This is a genomic window from Pseudoalteromonas sp. MMG033 (genome assembly GCF_057197785.1).
In genome coordinates this window covers 2327094-2349632 of sequence record NZ_CM170070.1, presented here as the reverse complement: position 1 = coordinate 2349632, position 22539 = coordinate 2327094, and the positions used below count along the sequence as shown (strand labels likewise).

Genomic DNA, 22539 nt, shown 5'->3' with positions numbered 1-22539 from the left:
TAACTCATCAAAGGCGTATTTTGACTTTATAGATAAGTGTGAAACCAGCTAGATAGCTCAGAAAACGCGGCCTCTCTATTCAGATCTAAACCATGATTATCACCTTGGTAAACAACCAATTTGTGCGGCACCTTGTGTTGCGCTAATGCTTTTGCAAATCGAATTGAGTTATCCACCGATACGCGTTTATCTTTGTCGCCGTGCATAATCAAAATAGGAGTCTGCTTTGGCAATTTATCTACCCATGTCATCACGGAACGCTTTGCTAATTGGGCATGTTTCTCAGTACTGTAATTCGGGATCCGTTTTTTATAAACTTTTTCCATCGCAGGACGAAATTCAAGCTCTTTGTTTAGATCAACAACACCAGCCTGAGTGGCAATGGCTTTCACTGCTGGCATCTCTTTTACCGCTAAGTGTGTTTGCATTGCACCGCGACTGACACCATACATGCCAACCCGATTAATGTCTGCCCCTTCAATGTTCGGTAAAATATCCATTAATGCTGTTACATCTGCCACGTCTGCGCCACCAAATTGATCTAGGGTGTCGTTGCGAGAGAAGGTGCCTCTATACTGGCTGCCAATTATAATGAACCCCTCTTTGGCAAGCGGAAAAACATTCCTCATTAAATGGCCGAACACCACCGCACCATAATTGCCATTACCGCCTCTGTTGTAAATAATGACAGGCATTTTCTTCTTATTATTAATGGGCTTCACAACAAAGCCTCTGACGTCTTGCCCCTTCACTTGATAAGTAAAGGTTTCGCATGTCAAATGCGCTTTGAAATCATTAAATGCTTGTTCACTAAACATAGATTGGAAATGAGAAACTTTCTTTTGCAGCGCTTGCTCGTTTAGCCCTCTTTTTGCAAACTTCTTCTCCATAAAATCAATCCAATGGCTGTATTGTGAAAAAGGCCCTTTGTAGCAGCTTTGCACAGACTTCAAGTCGGTACTGTTTGCCTGAGAATTAAAAGAGAACAACAAAAATATAAACAATATCAAAACATGCATTACGACTTTTCCTTGCACTTTAAAACACTTCAAAATAAGCACAATATGATTGCATTCGTTACATTAATACTTATTGAACAATCAGACACTTATTCTATAAAAAAGTGAGGAAGGTGGTGTGGAAGTTACTATCAACTACATTAAAGAAGAAAAGCCTACCAAAGTGCGTCTAACTCTTTTAATACCGCTTTAACAACTGGATTAGTAAGCCCTGATTGCTTCGCTACTAAACTTAACGGTATCTCAAAATCCAACAAGGTGAGTCGCTGTGCTTGCTTGGCTGTAACCATGGCTTGTGCCACTTCCAGTTCGATAAAACTGGCGCCAACGCCCTGTTCAACTAAGCTCGCACGAGAGGCGTTATCGGCACTTTGTACCTGTGATTTAATGGACTGAGTAACCCGCTTTCTCAGTGCCCTATCAAATGGGCAATGCTCACCAACGCTTATCCAAGGCAGATCAGCAAGCTCGTAAATGCTCTGAATCGCGGTGGTATCAAATGAGGTTGGTACTATCGTGGTAATGGGCTGCAAAGCTAACTCGGTATAAAACAGGTCTGGCGAACTATCACCATAAACAAACCCGCCATCCAATTCACCACTGCTTACCTTTTCAAGAATTTGCCCTGTGTTCAGCGCATGCAACTCAAGCTCAATACCCGGACAGCGATGAACGAGCGCTTTGACCAACTCAGCAATACGCAATGTACTTGCATCTCGGTTTAAACCCAGTTTAAAGGTGCCTATGACTTGATCTGCATTTTCTACCGCCAGATTCACCATGTCTGTGGCGCTGTCTAAAGTTTTTTGCGCTTGCAAGCGCAGCTGCTCGCCTTTTGGGGTCAAACGCATGCCTTTGCTGGTGCGCTCAAATAATGTGGTTTTCAGCTCATCTTCTAATGCGCGAATATGGGCACTAACAGCTGGCGGTGTAGTAAACAACTGTTTTGCCGCCTTGGTTAAATTGCCCGTTTCAGCAACCACCACAAATGACCTTAAATGGTAAAATTCCATGTGCTCACCCACCTGATTTGAATCTGAATCACAAATATACAACAGGCTGTCACCAAGACCTATTCACAATGTGTGAACATCGCGTTCAGAAATGATGAATTTACCCAGTGCAGAGCCCTTTGTAAGCTGTTAAAACACTCACCAAACAGGACAAATACCGATGGCAAATATTCAAATAAACAATACCGCAAAACCAAGTGCAGCACAGGCACATTTTAGTGCAAAGTTAAACTGTGAAACGGATTGCAGCGATGTATATGCCGATATCAAACAAGGGGCACAGCACTTTGTGCTCGTAGATACTCGCTCTGCACACGCTTTTGCCAAGAGCCATGCGATCACCGCTATAAACATACCCAATAATGAAATCACCGCCGCACGTATGGCTGACTTTGCACCCGACACCTTGTTTGTTGTGTACTGCTGGGGCCCTGGTTGTAATGGCGCGACCAAGGCTGGACATAAACTGGCTCAGCTAGGTTTCAAAGTCAAAGAAATGATAGGTGGAATTCACTACTGGGAAGACTTTGAGCGCTATCCAGTTAATAGACGCTTGGGCGACCCACAACAGTAACCGCATAGAGCTTGTTATAAACAAGCTCTATCGCTCTCAAATCAAACAACTATCGCTGAAAGTCCCGTGGTGCAACACGGCTTTTATATCAGCTAATAAAAATATCGTCTGCCCGAACATCAGAATAAAAACACCTCAACATGCGCAAATCACAAGCAAGTTAGCACTTTACAGGCTCAATTTTGCTGTATTTTTAATCACCCATGTCTCGGGGTGATTAAATCCACACTTAAAATTGGGTTTAAATAGACAAATATAAAACTGACCACAATACTCAAATTGTCATCAAAGTTAAATAAGCGACTATGAAGCAAGCTAGGTCATTCTTCTGTTTACTCTTTGGCATCCTCAGCCACACCTTGTACGCCAACACCGTGGAGCACAAGCTGGTTGTGTCAATGCATCCACTTGAGCCTTTTGTCTATATTGAAAATGGCAAAGTCACCTCTGGTTTTGTCGCAGACATCTACAACCAAATGGCTAGTCGTCTGTCTCATTACCAGCCTGTGCAAGTCAGCTCCTTTGCCCGAGGATTAAACATATTAAAGCAACCTCCAAAAAGAGTTATGTCACCTTCTGGTAAAGTCACTTTGTACCATAGAGCGCATCTTATCGTCGCAAAAACGACTGAACGGCTCCCCGCCTTTAAATGGGTGGGGCCTTTTTTATATGACGGCTCTGTTCTATACAAACGCTCAAGCGATAAAAGAGAGTTTAAGCAGTTGGGAGACATTCGCCGTCATCAAGCAACCTGTGTATCACAACGTAAAGTCGCGGACACAGAGATATACAAAAAATATCAGATCCCATACCATGAAACGGACAGCCAACTTGAAGCTATTCAATTACTTCTTCAGCCCAGAAGCCGCTTTGATTGCACAATTATTTCATTGATGAATACCCGGGAAATACTCGCTTCTTCTGGCTACTCACTCGATGCCTTAACCCCCATGTCTATCCAGCTATCCCCACACGCCGTGTATATGGCTTTTTCTTCGCAAACGCCAGATACAATAGTCAACAAATGGCAATCTGCACTCGATGAATTGGACTCACAAGGCCTTAGGCTCACCTATATTCAAAAGTACGTGCCTTTTTATACACAAGAGCTCGAACTCATGTTGCGAGGTGCACTGGATAGTCACAACCAGTAAAACCCATGATTCAGCACTTCGAATGCATCAAACTGGTCCCAAATTAATTACAACTAAAACTATTTAGCTTTCTAAATATAGAAAAGTCATTACTATCTCAATACATACCTTACCAAGTTAGGAAAAAATATTTACCAAACAGCTCAAAAAAAGCTGCCTTTTTGCTTGATTTCATAGCAATTTATAACGCAACTTTAATTATCCCCCCCAAAAAGTTACAATACAAAACATTAGAACTCTAACTAAATCGATTCCTGTATATAAAACAGGCATAGAGGGTTATATGCAAACTTATGAGGCAACACCATTATTGCCGAATGACAAGCAACATAAATTGCTTGCAATGGAAATCCAGACTCAACATCTTTGTGATAACACACTGCATCGTATAGAAAGTACTGCAAATCAAAACCACAACACCAAAGTGCTGCTGCAAGTTAAAGAGTCTAACTCACTTGCTTTAATGTCGAATGGGTATCAAATTGAGGCAACCATCCCCAAATTATATAGTAATGAGGATGCAATTTTTGCTGCTAAGTATTTAGATAATCAGCGAAAAATAGAGAAAAATAGCGATTTATACGATGAAATCCTTGATCACGTAATTAGTAACACCGATAACTTTGAAACCACAAAGCACAATACTTCAATGGCACGACTAGCAAATCGCTCTGATGCAAGAGGCATTGCCAAGCTCTTCGCAAATGATGATACGCTGTATTCGTGCTGGCAAGAAGATGAGCCGAAAATTAAAGCGAGTATGCAAGGCGAACATGAATACGTTGTCATTGACTACTTGGATAATATAGTTGCTGCAGTCAACATCAAGCATGACGCCAATACAAAAAGCTGCTTTTTGCAAGATTTGTCCGTTGCCTCTTTTGTTCAAAATCAAGGTATGGCGACCACTTTAATTGACTTTGTACTTCATCGTCTTCTTCGTACCGAAGTAGAGACAATACACTGCCAATGCATCGCAGATGATTATGCAATGAATAAAGTGTTAGCGCGCCATGAATTTAATTTTGGTGGACGCCTTACTAACCAAGTTATTGTTCAAGACCAGCTACACTCAGTAAACATGTGGTCTAAGAAGTTATCAAAGGATCGTTGATTCGGCTATCTCAATGACAGATAATTTATTTCCAAACTTAGCCAAGCAAAATAATTTGTAGTCTAATCAATAGAGTCTCACTATGAAAAAAGACAACACCTCGCTTAATCTCCCCGTTTTTTACAGCGCATCAGCGATTGTATTGGCGTTGGTGATTTTTGCCGTGATCAGTCCTTCAACCGCCTCATCACTCTTTTCTGTTACTCAATCAGCCATCACTCAAAATGGCAGTTGGTTTTATGTCTTAACCGTCGCCATCATATTAGGCCTCGTCGTATATTTAAGCATGTCGCGATTTGGCGAAATTAAATTAGGGCCCGATCACTCGGATCCCGATTATAGTTTTTCAACTTGGCTAGCCATGTTATTTGCCGCTGGCATGGGCATAGGTTTGATGTTTTTTGGTGTTGCGGAGCCCGTGATGCATTTTGTCTCGCCACCGTCTGCAGACACAGACTCAGTTGAAGCCATCAAAGAAGCCATGCGGATCACATTTTTCCACTGGGGTTTCCACGCATGGGCCATCTATGCCATTGTGGCGATGATTTTGGCTTATTTTAGTTATCGACATAAATTACCACTGACATTGCGCTCAGCACTTTACCCAATTATTGGCGACAGAATTCATGGCTGGATAGGCCATACAGTGGATGTTTTTGCCGTTGTCGGTACTGTATTTGGTGTCGCAACCTCTTTAGGCTTGGGCGCTGCACAGGTCAACTCTGGGCTAGCCTACTTGTTCTCTTTTGATGTCTCGGTACAAAACCAAGTCATTATTATGATCACCATTACGGCGCTGGCCTCTATCTCCGTGGCGACGGGGTTAGACAAAGGCATTAAAATTTTATCGCAGACCAACATGATACTCGCTGTAGTACTGTTAGCCCTGATCTTCTTTATTGGCCCAAGTGTGTTTTTACTGCAAGCATATGTACAAAATGTCGGTGATTATTTATCGGATATTGTGTCTACCACCTTCAACTTATTCGCTTATGAGAAAAAAGATTGGATTGGTGGCTGGACGATTTTTTATTGGGGTTGGTGGCTTGCTTGGGCACCTTTTGTAGGCCTCTTTATTGCCCGTATATCAAAGGGCCGTACTATTCGAGAGTTTGTCATTGGCGTCACCTGTATTCCTACCGCATTCACCTTATTGTGGATGACCATTTTTGGTAACTCGGCACTGGCAATGATTTTTGAGCAAGGTATGACAGGGATCTCAGATATGGTCAGCAACAACTCGGCCGTTGCCCTGTTTGTATTTCTAGAAAACTTCCCTCTGTCTGAGTTTTTAATCGGCCTATCTATCATCATGATTGTGGTGTTTTTTGTCACCTCTTGTGACTCAGGCGCCATGGTTATCGACATGCTCTGCTCAAACGGCAGCAATAACACCCCACTTTGGCAGCGATTATTTTGGTCGATTGGGGTCGGGGTGGTCGCAGCAGCGCTGAGCTTAGCGGGCGGTCTTGATGCACTGCAAACACTGACCATCGTCAGTGCTCTGCCATTCTCAGTAGTGTTGCTCGTCGCCTGTTATGGTCTCATTCGCGCACTGCGTATTGATGATGCCAAACGCAGTACACACACCATGCCGATGACGTTTGACAACCAAGTTAATGATGAGCAAACGTGGCAAGAGAGCCTTGCGCTGCTTATCGCGACGCCTGCTAAAGGTAAAGTTGATAAATTTATCTTAAAAGAGGTGAAGCCTGCGCTGAAAAAAATCAGGGCTGAATTTGAAAGTAACCAGGTCGAGGCTGAAGTCAAAGTAAATAATGCTGCGGTTATTCTTACGGTTCATCACGGTGACGAGCACGACTTCATTTATGGTGTGTATAAAAGTGAAGCATTGCAACCAGATTTTACGCAAAGTGATGTCACAGACAGTGACTCGTATTATCGCGCTGAGGTGTACCTCAGTGAAGGCGGTCAAAACTATGACATCATGGGGTGGTCTGAAAGCGCCATCATCAGTGATGTCTTAGCGCAATACCAAAAGCACCTTCACTTCTTAAATGTGCTACGCGAGTAGCACAGTTACTTTCCCGATTCGGTTTGGTTCATCGGTGCTATCTCAAGCACCGGTGCCGCATCAAGTTCATTTGCATCCATCATAGTAGCGATCCGCTGCATAGACGAGAGCAGCAAGGTTTGCTCCCATTCCTCTAACTCACAAAAGTTTTGTATAAAGTGTTCCTGCAATGGCTGCGGTGCATCAATTAATAAACTCTTCCCTTGTGGAGACAAAAATAAACTCACACGACGTTTATCTTGTGCGCTGCGCACCCGCTCGACCAAACCTCGGCTCTCCAAACGATCAAGTATGTTGGTCACCGTCGCGGCACTTAAATTAACATGCTTCGCAATTTGGCTCGCCGTGACACCTTTTACACGCGTAATTTCCTGCATTATCAACAGCTGTGGGCCAGTCAAACCCGACGACTTATTAAGTTGCTTTGAATGCAAGTCAATGGCGCGGATCACCTTTCTAATTGAGACTAATAGTTCTTCGTATTTTTCCATTTATTAGCGCTACCGAACAATACCAATTTCGCCAGTATAATCGCTTCAGTGGCGCTGAACCACTAGAAATCACAATCAGTATCAACAATCCATCGGCAATAAAGACACAAATCACATAAACCCTAATTAGCAACTAAAAAACAAACTATTAGCGATTGGTTAAGCGCCGTGATCAATAACCCGCCGTAAAGACTTTCCCCACATACGTCGCCGACTCTGCCTCATTAATAAGCGCAATTGCAAAGTCTTGCCATGAAATATGCGACTTACCCGTCTCATCAACCAATAACTCGCCCTCACTGACTCTAAACTGTTCGGTACGAGCACCCTCACCAATCAATGCCGAAGGGCTGGCATAACTCCAATTTTGATTCTCATGTGCTTCACAATGTTGGTATTGCTCAAAACAGGCTTGAGCGATGTCTTTCCATGCAGGGGATACAAGCGAAGTATCGTTTAAAACCAGACCACCGCTCGAGTTGGGAACCGTCAAACAAGCCGCGCCACCAACGAGTAATAAACGTGTACGTGTCTCACGTAAGCCTGTCAGTAAAGACTCAGCAATATCGACCAGTTGCTTTTCCTGTCCCGCCGTTGGCCTCGTTGCACTGATCACCAAGTCTTGCTCTTTACTCAAACGGATCACATCTTGAATGTCATTTACATCACCCACTTGCGCATAGGCTTCAGCAGGTAGCTTTGACACTTTACGTATGTCTCGCGTTACTGCCGTCACTTGATGTCCACGTGCAATTGCTTCATTGACGACCGCCTGACCTATATTACCTGTGGCTCCAAATACTGTGATACGCATGTACTTCTCCTTTCAATTTGTATGCTTAAGAAACACCTCCACTTTAAAAGTATTTTCAATCGCAGGAATTAACCTAGGTTTATTTCTGCAAAAAATAAAAATTCAAAGGAATAAACCTAGGTTCATTACAACCTGTCCGTTCACAATTAAGCTGGGTACTCAATGAAAACAAGGAGTAAACACCATGACAGACATGCAAATCGTAAACGACTATTTGGCTGATTTAGCGCTTACTGAGCATCCACTTAACGCGGATTTTTTAGCGCAGCTGCAAAGCCGCCATGTGGCCAAATATACATTCAACAGTGTATCAGCAGTGTTAAAACACCCCTTGCCTTTGGAGGTCGACCATCTGTTCACTAAAATCATCCAAAAGCAATTTGGTGGATATTGTTTCGAGCATAACAAGCTGGTTTTTCATGTCCTGAAGAGTTTAGGCTTTGAGGTAAAACTGCTGCTCGCCAAGGTGGTATACAACCGAGATGTAGAAGTGCCAAGAACTCACAGAGCAACGCTCGTCACATATCAAGGTACACAGTATTTGCTCGATGTTGGCTTTGGACCGCAAGGAGCGATATTCCCGCTTAAGCTGGTGTTAGATGTACCACAGCAACAGGGGCACATGACCTATCGCATAAGTCAAAATAAAGCCCAAGAGTACTGCTTTGATGTATTAAAAAATGGGGAATATTTCACACTCTACACGTTTGATCTCAACCACTATAGCGAAGCAGACTGTGAACTCAGTCACTTTTACTCTCACAAGCATCCCGACGCTGCTTTTTTAAACAACTTGGTTGTCAGTAAAAAAACGCTTGAGGAAACACATTCACTGAGAAATGGTGAATATCACCATATTACAGCCAGCCATACAGACATCACTGAAATTGATAACACCGAGCAGCTCCACCAGCTACTTACTAGGGTGTTTTCGCTCAATATTGATGAGGCAATATCCGCCTATTTGTTTAGCAAGTTTGCAAAACCTTCACACCTAAGCTGATCCCTTTACTGAGGTGGAAATTATGAATCACGCACTCGCTCAGCCCCTACTCCTAATTGTGTGGGTCGGCTTACTTTCCTCGTCATTTGTGGTGTCTGGCAAAGTACTGCCTTACGCCAGTCCGATTGCAGCGACTTGCCTGCGCTTTATCCTGACAAGCCTTTGCCTCGCGCCGCTTATTTGGCGCTCCTGCAACGTCAAACTAACCGCAAAGCAAATCGGACAGTATGCTCTGATCAGTGGGTTTTTAGTGCTGTTTTTTGTCGGCTTATTTGAATCTTTAAAAACCATTACCGCAGAAAAAACGGCGTTCATCTATACCTTACTGCCTCTCATTAGTGTGCTTTTGAGTTTTATGTTTATGGGCATTAAAACCCGTATTAGCCAATTACTCGGTTTTTTGATTGGCACCGCCAGCGCTATCTGGATGCTCATAAATGGGCAGAATAACCTGCAGGCTCTAAGCAATTGGCAATATGGAGACTCTATATTTTTAGCTGCCTGTTTTTGTCTCGCAATACACGTACTTTTGATAAAAAAATGGGCAACCAAACAATCAGCCCTGACCAGCACATTTTATATTGCACTCCTTGGTAGCCTGCTGCTTTTCCCCATAATGCTGTTTTATGGTGACCTTGCACATTTAGTTTGGCAGAGCCACACATTTTGGACATGGCTCATCTACTTAACCTTGTTTACGACACTGGGCACTTTCTTTTTACAGCAACACTTATTAAAAAAGGTGAGCCCAAATGCTTTTTTAGCCATGACCTATTTAGTGCCCGCGTTTGTGATCTTTTTGCAAGGCGGATTGTCCCAGTTTTTACTTAGCATACCCGCTTTATTAGTTGCATTTTTTGCACTTTACTTGATAACGCGTGCACCCTAACATGTTCCTATAAAGTCGTATCATCAGGGAATGTCGCTTGAACATACAACATAAGCTCGCAGATTTCGTCTCTTTTTTCAGTACCGACGGAAGACCTCTTTGCGCAGAAGATTTTCAAAAGTATGGGTTACAAGGCAAGCTCAAACACCATCCTAAAAATGCTTTACTGATGAACCAAGGCAGTCCCGCACCCAACTTGTTTTTTATCACGCAAGGAGACGTACGCTACTTTAACGTCTCTGCCGAGGGGAAAGAGTTTACACAAGCCTTTGCCAGCGCACCTTGTATCGCCGGTTCTACTCGCGCTATGACACAAAATACGCCCGCATTATTTAGTATTGAAGCTTTAGATGATGTGATCTGTCTTGAGTTTGAATGGCATACTTTCTTTCATACCATGAAAGCGCATCCAGGGTTTTTAGAGGCTTATACGCAACTACTGGAAAACCTCTTTATTAAAAAAGAAGAGCGAGAATATGCCTTTGTTCATCACAGTGCTGAGCAAAGGTATTTAAACTTTATTGACCGAAACCCTGAGCTCAGTGAACGCGTACCCTTAAAAATGGTCGCTTCACATATTGGGATTACCCCCATAGCGCTGAGCCGTATTCGCAGGAAACTGGCATTGTAAACGTTGAAATTAGAGAAAACTAAAACTCATGTAATTATTTTTAGTGTGAAATTTACTCATCATTGAATAAATAATTCATCTAGCACAATACAATTTCTTTCCATTGAGGTAACCTGAGAAACCCGCATACAAATGGAATGAGGACCATGAGTTTTATATTAACAACACAATGTAGTGACGATATCGGGCTAATCGCTAAAATAACCAGCCTATGTCACGAGCATCATTTAAATATTGTTCGTAACAATGAGTTTGTAGACAGAGAAGGTAAACGCTTTTTTATGCGAACCGAATTAACCGGTACGCCGACCGAGCAGTTTATTTCGCAGCTCCAAGCTAATTTGCCTGATGACGCGCTAGTAAAATTACACAGCCCGACAAAAGTAAAAGTGGTATTACTCGCCACAAAAGAAGCACATTGCTTAGGTGGTGTGTTGCTCAAGCAATTTGAAAATGCGCTTAATATTGAAGTACAAGCCGTTATTGCTAATTACCCGACTTTAGAACCTCTAGCAAACGCGTTTGATGTACCTTTTCACTGCTTGTCTCATGAAGGTTTAAGCCGTACAGAGCATGATAAGCAGGTGGGCGACTTAATTGAAAGTTACAACCCAGATTTAGTTGGTCTGGCGAAATATATGCGTATTTTAAGTCCTGAATTTGTTGCTCGGTTTGAAGACAAAATCATCAACATTCACCATTCATTTTTACCCGCCTTTATCGGTGCTAAGCCTTATCATCAAGCATTTGAACGCGGCGTGAAAATCATTGGGGCAACAGCCCATTTCGTCAATAATGAATTAGATGAAGGGCCCATCATTGTGCAGGATGTCACGCAAGTGACACATGCAGATACTGCAGATGCCATGGCCAAAATAGGCAGAGATATTGAAAAAACCGTTTTTTGTAAAGCGCTGCAACTGGCTTCAGAGCACAAGCTATTCATCAATGGCAACAAAACCGTTGTTTTTAAATAATAGCCTTAGTAAAGAAGGTGCAAAAGTAGCTTAATGCTACTTTGCCGCCTCGATTGGTTCTAATTGTAATTTGGAAGCGATCAATACTGCTTGAGTGCGATTATACACACCAAGTTTACGGAATATAGCGGTAATATGCGCTTTCACCGTGGCTTCTGAAATATTCAGCTCGTACGCAATTTGCTTGTTGAGTAACCCTTCATGCAAGTACTGTAGTACTTTATATTGCTGTGGTGTGAGCGAGGCAATTTGCTGTGCCAACTCCCTATCTTCCCCATCAAGGTCTTGGATTTGCTCCTTGATATCAGCGGGAAGCCAACTCTCGCCCTCTAAGACTTGCTGTAAAGCACTGACAATATCTTGTGAGGAAGATGCCTTCGGTATGAAGCCCATTGCGCCATAGCCCATAACTTTAGATATGACATTCAAATCTTCACTGCCTGAAACCACAACAATAGGCAGGGCTGGGTGGTCTTCTCTTATTCTAATAAGACCATATAAATCGCCATTACCTGGCATATGTAAATCAAGCAATAGTAAATCTAAGTCATCATACTGAGACAACCGCTGTAATGTTTGCTCAAAGTTTTCTGATTCGATCACTTCAAGGCCTTCAAACTGATTTTGCAAAGCCCCCTTTAACGCTTCTCTAAACAGGGGGTGATCATCCGCAATTAAAAACTGATTCATGCATAGCTCCTAAAAAATCGGCTGTCTTTAGTATAAAGACAGCCGATATAGTACGTTTAGAATTCGCTAAATTTCAAGTTTTTAACGCTCAATTAACGGTTTAAACGATTTTCAATTAATTCATCAACTACAGTTGGGTCTGCAAGTGTCGACGTATCGCCGAGCTGTTGATACTCATTTGCCGCAATTTTACGCAAAATACGACGCATAATTTTACCTGAACGCGTTTTTGGTAAGCCAGGTGACCATTGGATCATATCTGGTGATGCAATTGGGCTTAACTCTTTACGTACCCAGCTTCTCACTTCTTTTGTTAGGTCATCAGTGACAACCACGCCTTCATTTGGTGTGACATAAACATAAATGCCCTGACCTTTAATATCATGCGGATAACCCACTACTGCAGCCTCAGCAACGGCTTCGTGCGCAACTAACGCGCTTTCAATTTCAGCTGTACCCAGTCTATGTCCTGATACATTCAATACGTCATCAACTCGGCCTGTGATCCAGTAATAGCCATCTTCATCACGACGACAGCCGTCGCCTGTGAAGTAAACACCAGGGTAAGCTGAGAAGTACGTTTGCTCAAAACGCTCATGGTCACCATACACGGTGCGGGCTTGAGATGGCCAGCTATCTAATATAACCAAATTACCTTCTGTTGCCCCTTCAAGTGTATTGCCTTCAGCATCAAATAATGCCGGAGCAATACCGAAAAATGGACGTGTCGCAGAGCCAGGCTTCATATCTGTTGCACCTGGCAGTGGTGTGATCATGATGCCACCGGTTTCAGTTTGCCACCAAGTATCTACAATCGGGCACGCACTGTTACCAATTTGCTCGTAATACCAAGCCCATGCTTCTGGGTTGATTGGCTCACCCACAGATCCCATAATTCTTAGGCTTGTACGTTCAGAGCTAGCTGTAGGCTCATCACCTTTGGCCATCAGTGCACGAATGGCAGTTGGTGCGGTATAAAGAATTGTGACTTGGTGTTTATCAACCACTTCGCCAATACGGCCAGAAGTTGGATAAGTAGGCACACCTTCAAAAATAACTTGTGTGCATCCATTCACCAAAGGACCATACGCCATGTAACTGTGACCTGTGATCCAACCTACATCAGCAGTACACCAAAAAACGTCATCCTCTTGCAGGTCAAATACATACTCATGTGTCATGGATGCATAGACGAGGTAACCACCTGTTGTATGTACAACACCTTTTGGCTGACCTGTTGAACCTGATGTATATAAAATGAAAAGTGGATCTTCTGCATTCATCGGCTCAGGCGCACACTCGGCCGGCACATCAGCAACTAGCTCGTGCCACCAAACGTCATGTGCGTTCCACTCAACCTCACCGCCCGTTAGCTGATGCACAATAACATGCTCAATGGTCGTGACCGACTCTTGTGATACGGCTTCATCCACATTGGCTTTCAATGGTACAGCATTGCCACCACGACGACCTTCGTCTGACGTGATCACAACTTTTGCACCTGAGTCTTTAATACGATCTGCAATTGCAGATGGAGAGAAACCACCAAATACCACAGAGTGAATTGCACCAATGCGCGCACATGCCTGCATGGCATAAATAGCCTGTGGCGTCATTGGCATGTAAATAGCAACGCGATCACCCTTTTGAACACCTAACTTTTTCAGGCCATTCGCTAATTTAGCCACTTCATCATGTAACGCTTGAAACGTAATATTTTCGCTGTGCTCTGGGTTATCGCCTTCCCAGATCATTGCGACCTTGTTGGCATTTTTTTCTAAGTGGCGGTCGATACAGTTATACGAGGCATTCAACACACCATCTTCAAACCACTTAATGCTGATATGGCCTTTGTCAAAAGACGTGTTTTTAACTTTATTATAAGGTGTGAACCAGTCTAGGCGTTTACCATGTTCAGCCCAAAACCCCTCAGGGTTGTCAATAGACTGCTGATACAGTGCTTGATATTGTTCATTATCTACAAGTGCAGCCTGCTTGATCGCTTCAGGTACCGGATAAATGCTCTGTGACATACTCATCTCCATATTAATTACTTGCCTATAACGGCTTCTCTCAAGGATCACTTACAAGCAAACGATTAAGTATTAGACCTTAGTTGTAATTGTTGCTTTAAGTTTATCCAAACCAGGAATATTTAACTATAAATTAACGAGCACCAGCATACTGTCTCTCACTCAGTAAGACCAGAGGGCCAGTTATGACAAGATAAAAAGAAGTGTAATCAATTATTGCCACACGTATTTTTTGAAAAGATGTGAGCTATTCAACCTTAGTCTCATAGACCAATGGGTAATTGAGTAAATAACAGTCATCAGAAAAAGTGGATGAGAAATAATTCTCTGCATTGCAACGAACAGGCAGTATTATAGGAACAACCTTATGACAACTAAAATTAATATGAACATGAAACTTGCTGCGGTTGCAGTGTCAAGCCTACTCTGTAGCCAAGCTATGGCTGCAAACCTCGACAATACAGATGTCAGCTATGGTGGTTACATCAAATTGGATGCCATTTGGAGTGACTTTTCAGATGGTACACTCGGCTCTCAGCATATAGGTAGAGACTTTTACGTGCCAGGCACGACACCTGTCACACCTAGCACAGGCGAGGATGCCGTGTTTGATATGCACGCTCGTCAATCTAGATTTAACTTTGGCACAGCAACAAAGCTAGACGATGGCAGTACTATCAAAACCAAAATAGAATTGGACTTCATCGCATCAGTGGGTGGCAATGAGCGAGTAAGTAACTCATATTCACCACGTATCAGGCAGGCCTTTGTGACTTATAAGGGCTGGCTATTTGGCCAAGCCTGGTCAAACTTCCAAAACGTAAGTGCTTTGCCTGAAACACTAGACTTTGTCGGCCCAGCAGAAGGGACTGTGTTCGTGCGTCAAGCCATGGTAAAGTACACCGTCGGTAACTGGTCATTCTCAGCAGAAAACCCTGAAAGCACAGTTACCACCACAGGCGGTGTTCGTGAAGTCACTGATGATGCGCAAATGCCAGACTTCACCGCTCGATATAACTATAAGGCAGATTGGGGCCACTTTACCGTCGCAGCGCTGGCAAGACAGCTAACCTATAAAACAGGTGCAGCCGACGAAACTGAGAGCTCATTCGGAGTAAGTGCATCGGGTCGAGTAAACTTTGGTAAAAACAACCTAAAGTTCATGTTAACTCATGGCCAAGGCTTAGGTCGATACGTTGGCTTAAATGTGGCACATGGCGCAGTCTATGACGGCACTGATTTACATGCCATAGACTCTACTTCAGGGTTTATTGCGTATCAGCACTACTGGAACTCGCAGTGGCGCTCAACATTTTTATACTCTTACTTCAGTGCCGATAACGATGCAAGTTTACTCAACGTCACTGGCGACCCAACAGATATGACCACCAGCTACAGTGCCAACATCTTATATTCACCAGTGAAAAAGCTCACTTTTGGCGCGGAATACAAAATGGCCAACAGAGAAGTCCACAGCGGTGCTGAAGGTGATTTGGACAGACTACAATTTTCAGTTAAATACGCCTTTTAAGTCTCCCTGAAAGGCAAAACAAAAAAACCACCAAACGGTGGTTTTTTTATGTCTTATTCTGACTTTTGCTCTCGGCCTAATAGTGCCATGGCAGCTTCTTTTACATCTTTTTGCTCATAGAGCACTTGGTAGATTTGCTCTGTGATCGGCATTTCAATACCACTGCGTTTAGCCAGTAAAAAAACTTCTTTGGTATTGCGATAACCTTCAACGACTTGACCAATGCTGCTCATTGCATCATCAACACTTTTTCCTTGCCCAAGCGCCAAACCAAAGCGCCTATTTCTAGACTGGTTGTCGGTACAAGTAAGGATTAAATCGCCTAGTCCTGCCATACCCATAAAAGTTTCCGTCTTCGCGCCAAGCGCACAGCCTAAGCGGCATAACTCGGCCAACCCCCGCGTGATCAGCATGGTCCGCGTGTTGGCACCAAAGCCAAAGCCATCTGACATGCCGGCGCCTATGGCAATCACATTCTTGACTGCACCACCGAGCTGAATACCGATAAAATCATCGTTACTGTACACTCTGAACGAGCGACTACAATGTAGTAGACTCGCAAGCTCTGTGCGAAGTCCTTCATCTCTTGCTGAAACAGAAATAGCTGTTGGCAAGCCTGCAGCCATCTCTTTTGCAAAAGTAGGCCCTGATAAAACTGCTAAAGGCACTTCTTCACCAAGTACCTCTTTGGCCACTTCCTCTAAAAGCCTGCCGGTATCTGGCTCTAAGCCCTTAGTGGCCCAAGCAACCTGCGCTCCATTTTGTAGGTGAGGTTGGATTTGCTTAAGAGTTTGGGCAAATGCATGGCTTGGTACCACAACCAAGACAATTTGGCTTGCTTGAACCGCACGCGCCAAGTCAGTCTCTAACGTCAGCGACGCGGGAAACTCAATATCAGGAAGGTAGCGCCTGTTTTGACGCTCAGCAGCCAATTGTTCAATATCAGCTTGTGTGCGTCCCCATAAAGTTACTCGGTGACCGTTTCGAGCAAAACAAATAGCAAGGGCGGTGCCATAAGACCCCGCCCCTAATACGGTCACAGCAGACTGTGATGTATTCATAGATTATGCGTCAGCTGTTTGCTCTTGCGCTGCACGTTGTTGCATGTACTGAGCAAATAGTGCGTCGAAGTTAACTGGTGCAAGGTTAAGCTGTGGGAAAGTACCACGGTTAACTAAGCTTGCAACTGCTTCACGAGCGTAAGGGAAAAGGATATTAGGGCAGAAAGCACCTAGCATATGAGCAAGTTGTAGCTCTTCTAGTTCGCCAACAGAGAAAATACCCGCTTGTTGAATTTCACATAGGAATGCTGTTTCTTCGCCAATCGTCGCAGTCACTGTTAATGCAAGAACAACTTCAAATACGCCTTCGTCTAGCTTAGCTGAACGCGTGTCCATATCTAGCTTAACTTCAGGTGTCCACTCTTTTTGGAAAATAGCAGGAGAATTTGGCGTCTCAAAAGATACATCTTTAGTGTAGATGCGCTGAATGTTGAATTGTGGGCCTTCTTGTTGTTCTGCTGCCGCGTTTTGATTTTGTTCAGTCATTATTATTCCTATAAATTTTTGTTAAACAGCACTTACTAAATACTTTAAGTGCTGGAAATTTTTTAATTTCGCTCGACTAAGCCAATAACTGGGTTAGTTTACCTTGAGCTTCAAGTGCCATCATATCATCACAGCCACCAATGTGCTGCTCATTGATAAAAATTTGTGGCACAGTATGTCCGCCATTGGCTTTCTCGATCATCTCATCACGAAGTTCAGGCTGTACAGCAATATCATACTCTGTATATGTGACGCCTTTGCTATCTAATAGCGCCTTCGCACGATGACAAAACGGACAATAATCTTTGGTGTAGATAACTACATTGTTACTCATTTTTTCACTCCAATTACTTGCCAGTTGTCGTTGGTAGTCCTGCACTTTGCCATGAGCTCATGCCGCCAGATAGCACATGTAGCTTTTCATAGCCCTGCTGCTTCATTCTTTCAGCAATGTTGTTGGCAGTCATACCTGTATTACACACAAGTATAATGGGCGTTGTTTTGTACTTTTCAAGTCCACCAAAGTCATTTTGTTTTGCTTTGTCGACATTCATCATCTCAGCACCTGCGATCCTGCCTGCCGTGAACTCTTTTTTGCCACGCATATCGAGCACTTGTGCATCTTCGCGATTGATCAACATAGTCAATTGCTGAGGGTTGATCTGACGAATTGATGAAAATAGGCTTTTATACCAGCTGTGTACCAACATGATTGCTAGGACGACCCAGATAATGCTTAATACAGGGTGATTGGTGAAAAAAGTTATATATTGTTCCATGAACCTTGCCACTTAATTAGCAGATAAAACTTACAGTGCAGCGAGTATACGTTTTTACGTCCCTTGGTACAAACCTATTGTCATACGCTGTAAAGAAGGTATCTTTAAATTCTCTTTTTAGACCTCTGGTAACAAACATCCACAATCGCTATTCACAGCGGGCTTTATATGAAAGGTGTTACCATTAGATTAATCAATCTTGAACATAAATCACCAGCTTAGGGCTGAATTTTCGAGCTAAACAGGGTATTCTATGCGCCATCTATCGTGCATTTTTCAGGAGCCCAAATGACTACGAAGAAAAAACCACTGGTACTTATCATTTTAGATGGCTGGGGATATAGAGAAGAAACACAAAGCAATGCAATCCTCGCGGCTAATACACCTGTTCTTGATTCGCTATGGCAATCTCAGCCAACAACGCTAATTTCAGGGTCTGGTCTAGATGTCGGTTTGCCTGACGGCCAAATGGGTAACTCTGAAGTAGGTCATGTCAACCTGGGTGCAGGAAGAATCGTCTATCAAGACTTTACTCGTATCACCAAAGCCATTGATGATGGTGAGTTTGCCCATAATCCAACCTTAGTTAAAAGCATTGATGATGCAGTTGAACAGGGTAAAGCGGTGCACTTAATGGGTCTACTAAGTCCAGGTGGTGTACACAGTCATGAAGACCACATTGTCGCCAGTATTGAGCTTGCCGCACAACGCGGTGCCAAAGACATTTATTTCCACGCGTTTTTAGATGGTCGTGATACACCACCACGCAGCGCAAAAGCATCTATCGAGCGTATTGAAGCGCTTTTTGCTCGTCTCGGTACTGGCCGCTTAGCGTCAATTGTTGGTCGCTACTACGCGATGGACCGTGATAATCGCTGGGAACGTGTTGAGCAAGCATACAACCTGATGGTGTCTGGTGAGGCGCAATATTCGTTTACAGACGGTGTTGAGGCATTAGAAGCTGCATATCAACGCGATGAAAATGATGAGTTTGTCAAAGCAACAAGTATCACGCCAGAAGGCCTGCAAACAGCTCAAATCAATGACGGTGATGCAATTCTATTTTTAAACTTCAGAGCAGACCGCGCAAGACAAATGACACGTGCATTTGTCGATGCAGATTTTGCAGGCTTTGAAAAGAAAAAAGCCCCTGCACTTAGCAGCTTTGTCATGATGACGGAATACGCAGCAGACATCGACGCCCCTATCGCATTTGCCCCTGAGAAGCTAAACAATGTGCTTGGCGAATGGCTTGCAAAACATAACAAAACACAGCTTCGTATTTCAGAAACAGAAAAGTATGCACACGTTACATTCTTCTTCAGTGGCGGTCGTGAAGACTTATTTGAAGGCGAAAAGCGCGAACTCATTCCTTCTCCGCAAGTAGCAACATACGACTTACAGCCTGAAATGAACTCAGAAATGCTGACAGATAAGCTTATCGAAGCCATTCAAGGCGGTGAGTATGATGCCATTATCTGTAACTATCCAAATGGCGACATGGTCGGCCACTCTGGTGTATTTGATGCCGCGGTTAAAGCATGTGAGGCAGTCGATAACTGTATCGGTCGTGTTGTTGATGCACTGAAAGAGCACGGTGGCGAAGCACTTATCACAGCTGACCATGGTAATGCTGAGCAAATGCAAGACCCAAGCACAGGACAGGCACACACAGCACATACCAGCGAGCCAGTGCCATTTATATATATCGGTCGTGATGCCGAGCCACAAGCTAATAAGACACTGAGCGATGTAGCACCAACCATGCTGCACCTTATGGGTCTAGAGCAACCAGCAGAGATGACTGGTTCGCCAATTATGCGCTTAAAATAAGTATGGTAAGAGGTAAACTCGCCAGCTTAGTTTTGGTGATTTCATTGTTCTCGGCGCATGCCGAGGCCAATGAATCACAAACCAAAGCAGATTTGGTTGCGGTTCAGGCTGAATTAAAAAAGAGTCAGGCTGCTTATAAAAAACAACAAGCGTCTTTTAGTGCACTCAAACAGCGCTTGCAGTCCTTTGAACTTGAAATTGCCCGAAGTGCAAAAGCGTTGACGCTGACACAACAAGGGATCAGCGAAAATAAACAACAGCAGTATGCTCTCGAGCAAGAAGGCGCACAGCTGAACCGCCGCAAACACAAGTTACAAAAGCTGCTTGCTGCGCAACTAAAAAGTGCCTATGTCACTGGCAGCCATGACTATTCCAAGATGTTGCTCAACCAGCAAAAAACGGCAGCACTTGAGCGCACAATTAGCTACTACGACTACTTTAACAAAGCACGGATCAATCAGTTAGAAGATCTAAAAATGGTTTTTGTTGAGCTTGAAGAAAACCAGCAAGCGCTGGTCAGAACTCAGCAACAACTCATTGCACTCCTTGAGCAGCAGCAGATCAGGCAAAGTGATTTACAACTTGCGCAAAAACAGCGTCAAACACATTTAGGCAAACTGAATGATAAACTGCTTAAAACCCAGTCAGCCATCGCTTATTTAGAAGAAAACGAAACCACCTTAAAAACCACCTTAGAAGCCCTCGCTGAAGTACAAGCGCCTTCAGAAGAGGTATTTATTGCCAAATTAGACGGCCTGCAACGGCTAAAGGGAAAATTGGCATGGCCACTAAAAGGCAAAATCAAAAAGCGGTTTGGCCAACGTAAACACGTCGGTATGAATTGGAAAGGCGTTATGATTGCCGGTAAAACAGGCACTGAAGTCAGCAGCGTTGCGCCCGGCCATGTGGTTTATGCGGATTGGCTAAATGGTTTTGGTTGGGTCATTGTCCTTGACCATGGTAAAGGGTTTATGAGCTTGTATGGGCACGCACAAACCCTTTTAAAAGATGTTGGCGACCATGTAAACCCGGGGGATGCCATCGCATTAGTGGGACAAAGCGGCGGACAACAAAATCCTGGGCTATACTTCGAAATACGGCATAAAGGAAGCGCTGTGAATCCAGTTAAATGGTGCAGATCAAGTTAAATGAATAACCTATGCTGCCCCGTCACTAGGAGCAGCATATGAAATACATTGTCTCAATTTCCCCGCCCGATAACCTAAAACGCGCGCACATCTACCTATGCGCATTATTTTTTACCTTATTATTTTCCTCCGTGCAGGCAAAGCAAATTAGCCATGCACACATGGAAGAAATTCTTTATCACATCCAAACATATTATGTTGAAGAAGTGCCCACTTCTCATATAAAGCAACACAACTTCAACGAATTATTTGAGCAGTTAGACCCTTACTCCAAATATCTCAATGAACACGAATTGGAAACTTTGTTCAGTGCCACCAATGGCCGTTATACGGGGATTGGCATTGAAGTCGAAGAAGTGGAAAATCGAATTGTCATTGTCGATACATTACCTGGCTCCCCTGCTGAGCAAGCGGGTATTGAGGGGGGAGATAAGTTGGTTGCCGTCAATACGCATGACGTCACAAATAAAAGCATCTCAGAAGTCTCCAAGCTATTAAGAGAAGCTAAATTATCTATTATTCACATTACCGTTGAGCGAGAGGAAGCGCATGTCACACTGGCATTGAGACGCCAAGAGATCACGCTTGAAAGCGTCACCAGTAAGCTGCTCAAAGGGGATATAGGCTACATTTCTATCTCCTCGTTTAATAACCATAGCTATCATGACGTAGCTAGACACATCAATATGCTGTTTGCACACAGTGGCATCTCTCTAAAGGGCTTGGTTATCGATCTCAGAGACAACCCAGGAGGGACGCTCAATAGTGCTGTTGCGATTTCGGATTTATTTTTGCAAAGCGGTGTCATTGTCACCACCAAAGGGCGCTTTTTTGATGCTAATCAGAAGTTTTATGCGGTTCAAGGCGACATTTTAAATGGCGCACCTATCTTGGTTTTGATCAACAAGCAATCGGCCTCAGCTGCTGAGATTTTAGCCGGCGCACTGCAAGATAATAAGCGCGCACTGATACTCGGACAAGGGTCATTTGGCAAAGGCTCTGTGCAGTCATTGATCCCGATAGGCAACGGTACAAGTGCACTAAAATTAACAACTGCTCGCTATTATACGCCTTCAGGGCAATCTATTGAGGGGACGGGGATAAAGCCGGATGTTGAATATAGTAAAAACGCCCTCTCGAGTCTCAATAAAACAGCTATAATGAGCAACGACAAAGCGAATAAAGACTTATTTACTCGCCTTGAAAAACACTGGCATGCTGCACGTCAACTAGTGGTGAAACAGCAACCTACAGTAAATTAAAG

22 protein-coding genes are annotated in these 22539 nt (G+C 43.6%); 12 read left to right on the top strand and 10 right to left on the bottom strand.

Going from position 1 to position 22539, the window contains the following annotated elements:
• Window positions 1–26: 26 nt before the first annotated feature.
• The gene (locus AC2CZC_RS10375) at window positions 27–1019 is read right to left on the bottom strand and encodes an alpha/beta hydrolase family protein (protein WP_484584762.1); all 993 of its coding nucleotides are present in this window, start codon (window positions 1017–1019) and stop codon (window positions 27–29) included.
• Window positions 1020–1174: 155 nt separating this feature from the next.
• The gene (locus AC2CZC_RS10370) at window positions 1175–2032 is read right to left on the bottom strand and encodes a LysR family transcriptional regulator (protein ID WP_484584761.1); all 858 of its coding nucleotides are present in this window, start codon (window positions 2030–2032) and stop codon (window positions 1175–1177) included.
• Window positions 2033–2192: 160 nt separating this feature from the next.
• Here AC2CZC_RS10370 and AC2CZC_RS10365 point away from each other — a divergent pair, with 160 nt between their 5' ends.
• The 4 genes from AC2CZC_RS10365 (at window position 2193) to AC2CZC_RS10350 (ending at window position 6909) form a co-directional block, all read left to right on the top strand.
• Window positions 2193–2606, top strand: a complete 414-nt coding sequence (locus tag AC2CZC_RS10365) for a rhodanese-like domain-containing protein (protein WP_484584760.1) — start codon at window positions 2193–2195, stop codon at window positions 2604–2606.
• A 305-nt stretch (window positions 2607–2911) separates the two neighbouring features.
• The gene (locus AC2CZC_RS10360; RefSeq protein WP_484584759.1) at window positions 2912–3760 is read left to right on the top strand and encodes a substrate-binding periplasmic protein; all 849 of its coding nucleotides are present in this window, start codon (window positions 2912–2914) and stop codon (window positions 3758–3760) included.
• A 283-nt stretch (window positions 3761–4043) separates the two neighbouring features.
• Window positions 4044–4874 carry a GNAT family N-acetyltransferase gene (locus AC2CZC_RS10355; protein ID WP_484584758.1) on the top strand — a complete coding sequence of 277 codons (831 nt, stop codon included), beginning with the start codon at window positions 4044–4046 and terminating at the stop codon, window positions 4872–4874.
• 82 nt (window positions 4875–4956) lie between these two features.
• Window positions 4957–6909, top strand: a complete 1953-nt coding sequence (locus AC2CZC_RS10350) for a BCCT family transporter (RefSeq protein WP_484584757.1) — start codon at window positions 4957–4959, stop codon at window positions 6907–6909.
• A 5-nt stretch (window positions 6910–6914) separates the two neighbouring features.
• On the opposite strand, the gene AC2CZC_RS10345 is transcribed toward AC2CZC_RS10350, so the two are convergent.
• Both AC2CZC_RS10345 and AC2CZC_RS10340 read right to left on the bottom strand, forming a co-directional pair.
• On the bottom strand, window positions 6915–7400 hold the full coding sequence (locus AC2CZC_RS10345; RefSeq protein ID WP_484584756.1) for a MarR family winged helix-turn-helix transcriptional regulator: 486 nt from the start codon (window positions 7398–7400) through the stop codon (window positions 6915–6917).
• Window positions 7401–7572: 172 nt separating this feature from the next.
• Complete coding sequence (locus AC2CZC_RS10340; RefSeq protein ID WP_484584755.1) at window positions 7573–8214, bottom strand: NAD(P)-dependent oxidoreductase; 642 nt, start codon at window positions 8212–8214, stop codon at window positions 7573–7575.
• A gap of 184 nt (window positions 8215–8398) precedes the next feature.
• Here AC2CZC_RS10340 and AC2CZC_RS10335 point away from each other — a divergent pair, with 184 nt between their 5' ends.
• From AC2CZC_RS10335 to purU, 4 genes are all read left to right on the top strand, one after another.
• Complete coding sequence (locus tag AC2CZC_RS10335; protein WP_484584754.1) at window positions 8399–9217, top strand: arylamine N-acetyltransferase family protein; 819 nt, start codon at window positions 8399–8401, stop codon at window positions 9215–9217.
• A 22-nt stretch (window positions 9218–9239) separates the two neighbouring features.
• Window positions 9240–10106: a DMT family transporter gene (locus AC2CZC_RS10330; protein WP_484584753.1), complete on the top strand. Its 867-nt coding sequence runs from the start codon at window positions 9240–9242 to the stop codon at window positions 10104–10106.
• A gap of 37 nt (window positions 10107–10143) precedes the next feature.
• Window positions 10144–10737 carry a Crp/Fnr family transcriptional regulator gene (locus tag AC2CZC_RS10325; protein ID WP_484584752.1) on the top strand — a complete coding sequence of 198 codons (594 nt, stop codon included), beginning with the start codon at window positions 10144–10146 and terminating at the stop codon, window positions 10735–10737.
• Between the two features lie 146 nt (window positions 10738–10883).
• The gene (purU, locus tag AC2CZC_RS10320) at window positions 10884–11714 is read left to right on the top strand and encodes a formyltetrahydrofolate deformylase (RefSeq protein ID WP_484584751.1); all 831 of its coding nucleotides are present in this window, start codon (window positions 10884–10886) and stop codon (window positions 11712–11714) included.
• 36 nt (window positions 11715–11750) lie between these two features.
• On the opposite strand, the gene AC2CZC_RS10315 is transcribed toward purU, so the two are convergent.
• Both AC2CZC_RS10315 and acs read right to left on the bottom strand, forming a co-directional pair.
• Window positions 11751–12404, bottom strand: a complete 654-nt coding sequence (locus AC2CZC_RS10315) for a response regulator transcription factor (RefSeq protein WP_284021509.1) — start codon at window positions 12402–12404, stop codon at window positions 11751–11753.
• 92 nt (window positions 12405–12496) lie between these two features.
• Window positions 12497–14437 (bottom strand): acetate--CoA ligase, encoded by a 1941-nt coding sequence (gene acs, locus AC2CZC_RS10310; RefSeq protein ID WP_484584750.1) that lies wholly within the window; start codon window positions 14435–14437, stop codon window positions 12497–12499.
• 367 nt (window positions 14438–14804) lie between these two features.
• Here acs and AC2CZC_RS10305 point away from each other — a divergent pair, with 367 nt between their 5' ends.
• On the top strand, window positions 14805–15968 hold the full coding sequence (locus tag AC2CZC_RS10305) for a DcaP family trimeric outer membrane transporter (RefSeq protein WP_484584749.1): 1164 nt from the start codon (window positions 14805–14807) through the stop codon (window positions 15966–15968).
• A gap of 53 nt (window positions 15969–16021) precedes the next feature.
• Here AC2CZC_RS10305 and gpsA read toward each other — a convergent pair whose 3' ends face one another.
• The 4 genes from gpsA to AC2CZC_RS10285 all read right to left on the bottom strand — a co-directional run bounded on the left by gpsA (window position 16022) and on the right by AC2CZC_RS10285 (window position 18294).
• Complete coding sequence (gene gpsA, locus AC2CZC_RS10300; RefSeq protein ID WP_484584748.1) at window positions 16022–17029, bottom strand: NAD(P)H-dependent glycerol-3-phosphate dehydrogenase; 1008 nt, start codon at window positions 17027–17029, stop codon at window positions 16022–16024.
• Window positions 17030–17032: 3 nt separating this feature from the next.
• Entirely contained in the window at window positions 17033–17515 is a 483-nt protein-coding gene (gene secB, locus AC2CZC_RS10295; protein ID WP_063361015.1) for a protein-export chaperone SecB, read from the bottom strand.
• Between the two features lie 76 nt (window positions 17516–17591).
• Complete coding sequence (grxC, locus tag AC2CZC_RS10290; protein WP_237137035.1) at window positions 17592–17849, bottom strand: glutaredoxin 3; 258 nt, start codon at window positions 17847–17849, stop codon at window positions 17592–17594.
• 13 nt (window positions 17850–17862) lie between these two features.
• Window positions 17863–18294 carry a rhodanese-like domain-containing protein gene (locus AC2CZC_RS10285; protein WP_237137034.1) on the bottom strand — a complete coding sequence of 144 codons (432 nt, stop codon included), beginning with the start codon at window positions 18292–18294 and terminating at the stop codon, window positions 17863–17865.
• Between the two features lie 288 nt (window positions 18295–18582).
• Between AC2CZC_RS10285 and gpmM the strand changes: the two genes are divergently transcribed.
• Genes gpmM through AC2CZC_RS10270 form a run of 3 tightly spaced genes read left to right on the top strand, consistent with a single transcriptional unit; the run spans window position 18583 to window position 22537 of the window.
• Window positions 18583–20127, top strand: coding sequence for a 2,3-bisphosphoglycerate-independent phosphoglycerate mutase (gene gpmM, locus AC2CZC_RS10280; protein WP_484584747.1), 1545 nt, complete (start codon window positions 18583–18585; stop codon window positions 20125–20127).
• A 2-nt stretch (window positions 20128–20129) separates the two neighbouring features.
• The gene (locus AC2CZC_RS10275; protein ID WP_484584746.1) at window positions 20130–21275 is read left to right on the top strand and encodes a murein hydrolase activator EnvC family protein; all 1146 of its coding nucleotides are present in this window, start codon (window positions 20130–20132) and stop codon (window positions 21273–21275) included.
• Between the two features lie 38 nt (window positions 21276–21313).
• Window positions 21314–22537: a S41 family peptidase gene (locus AC2CZC_RS10270; RefSeq protein WP_484584745.1), complete on the top strand. Its 1224-nt coding sequence runs from the start codon at window positions 21314–21316 to the stop codon at window positions 22535–22537.
• Window positions 22538–22539 lie beyond the last annotated feature (2 nt).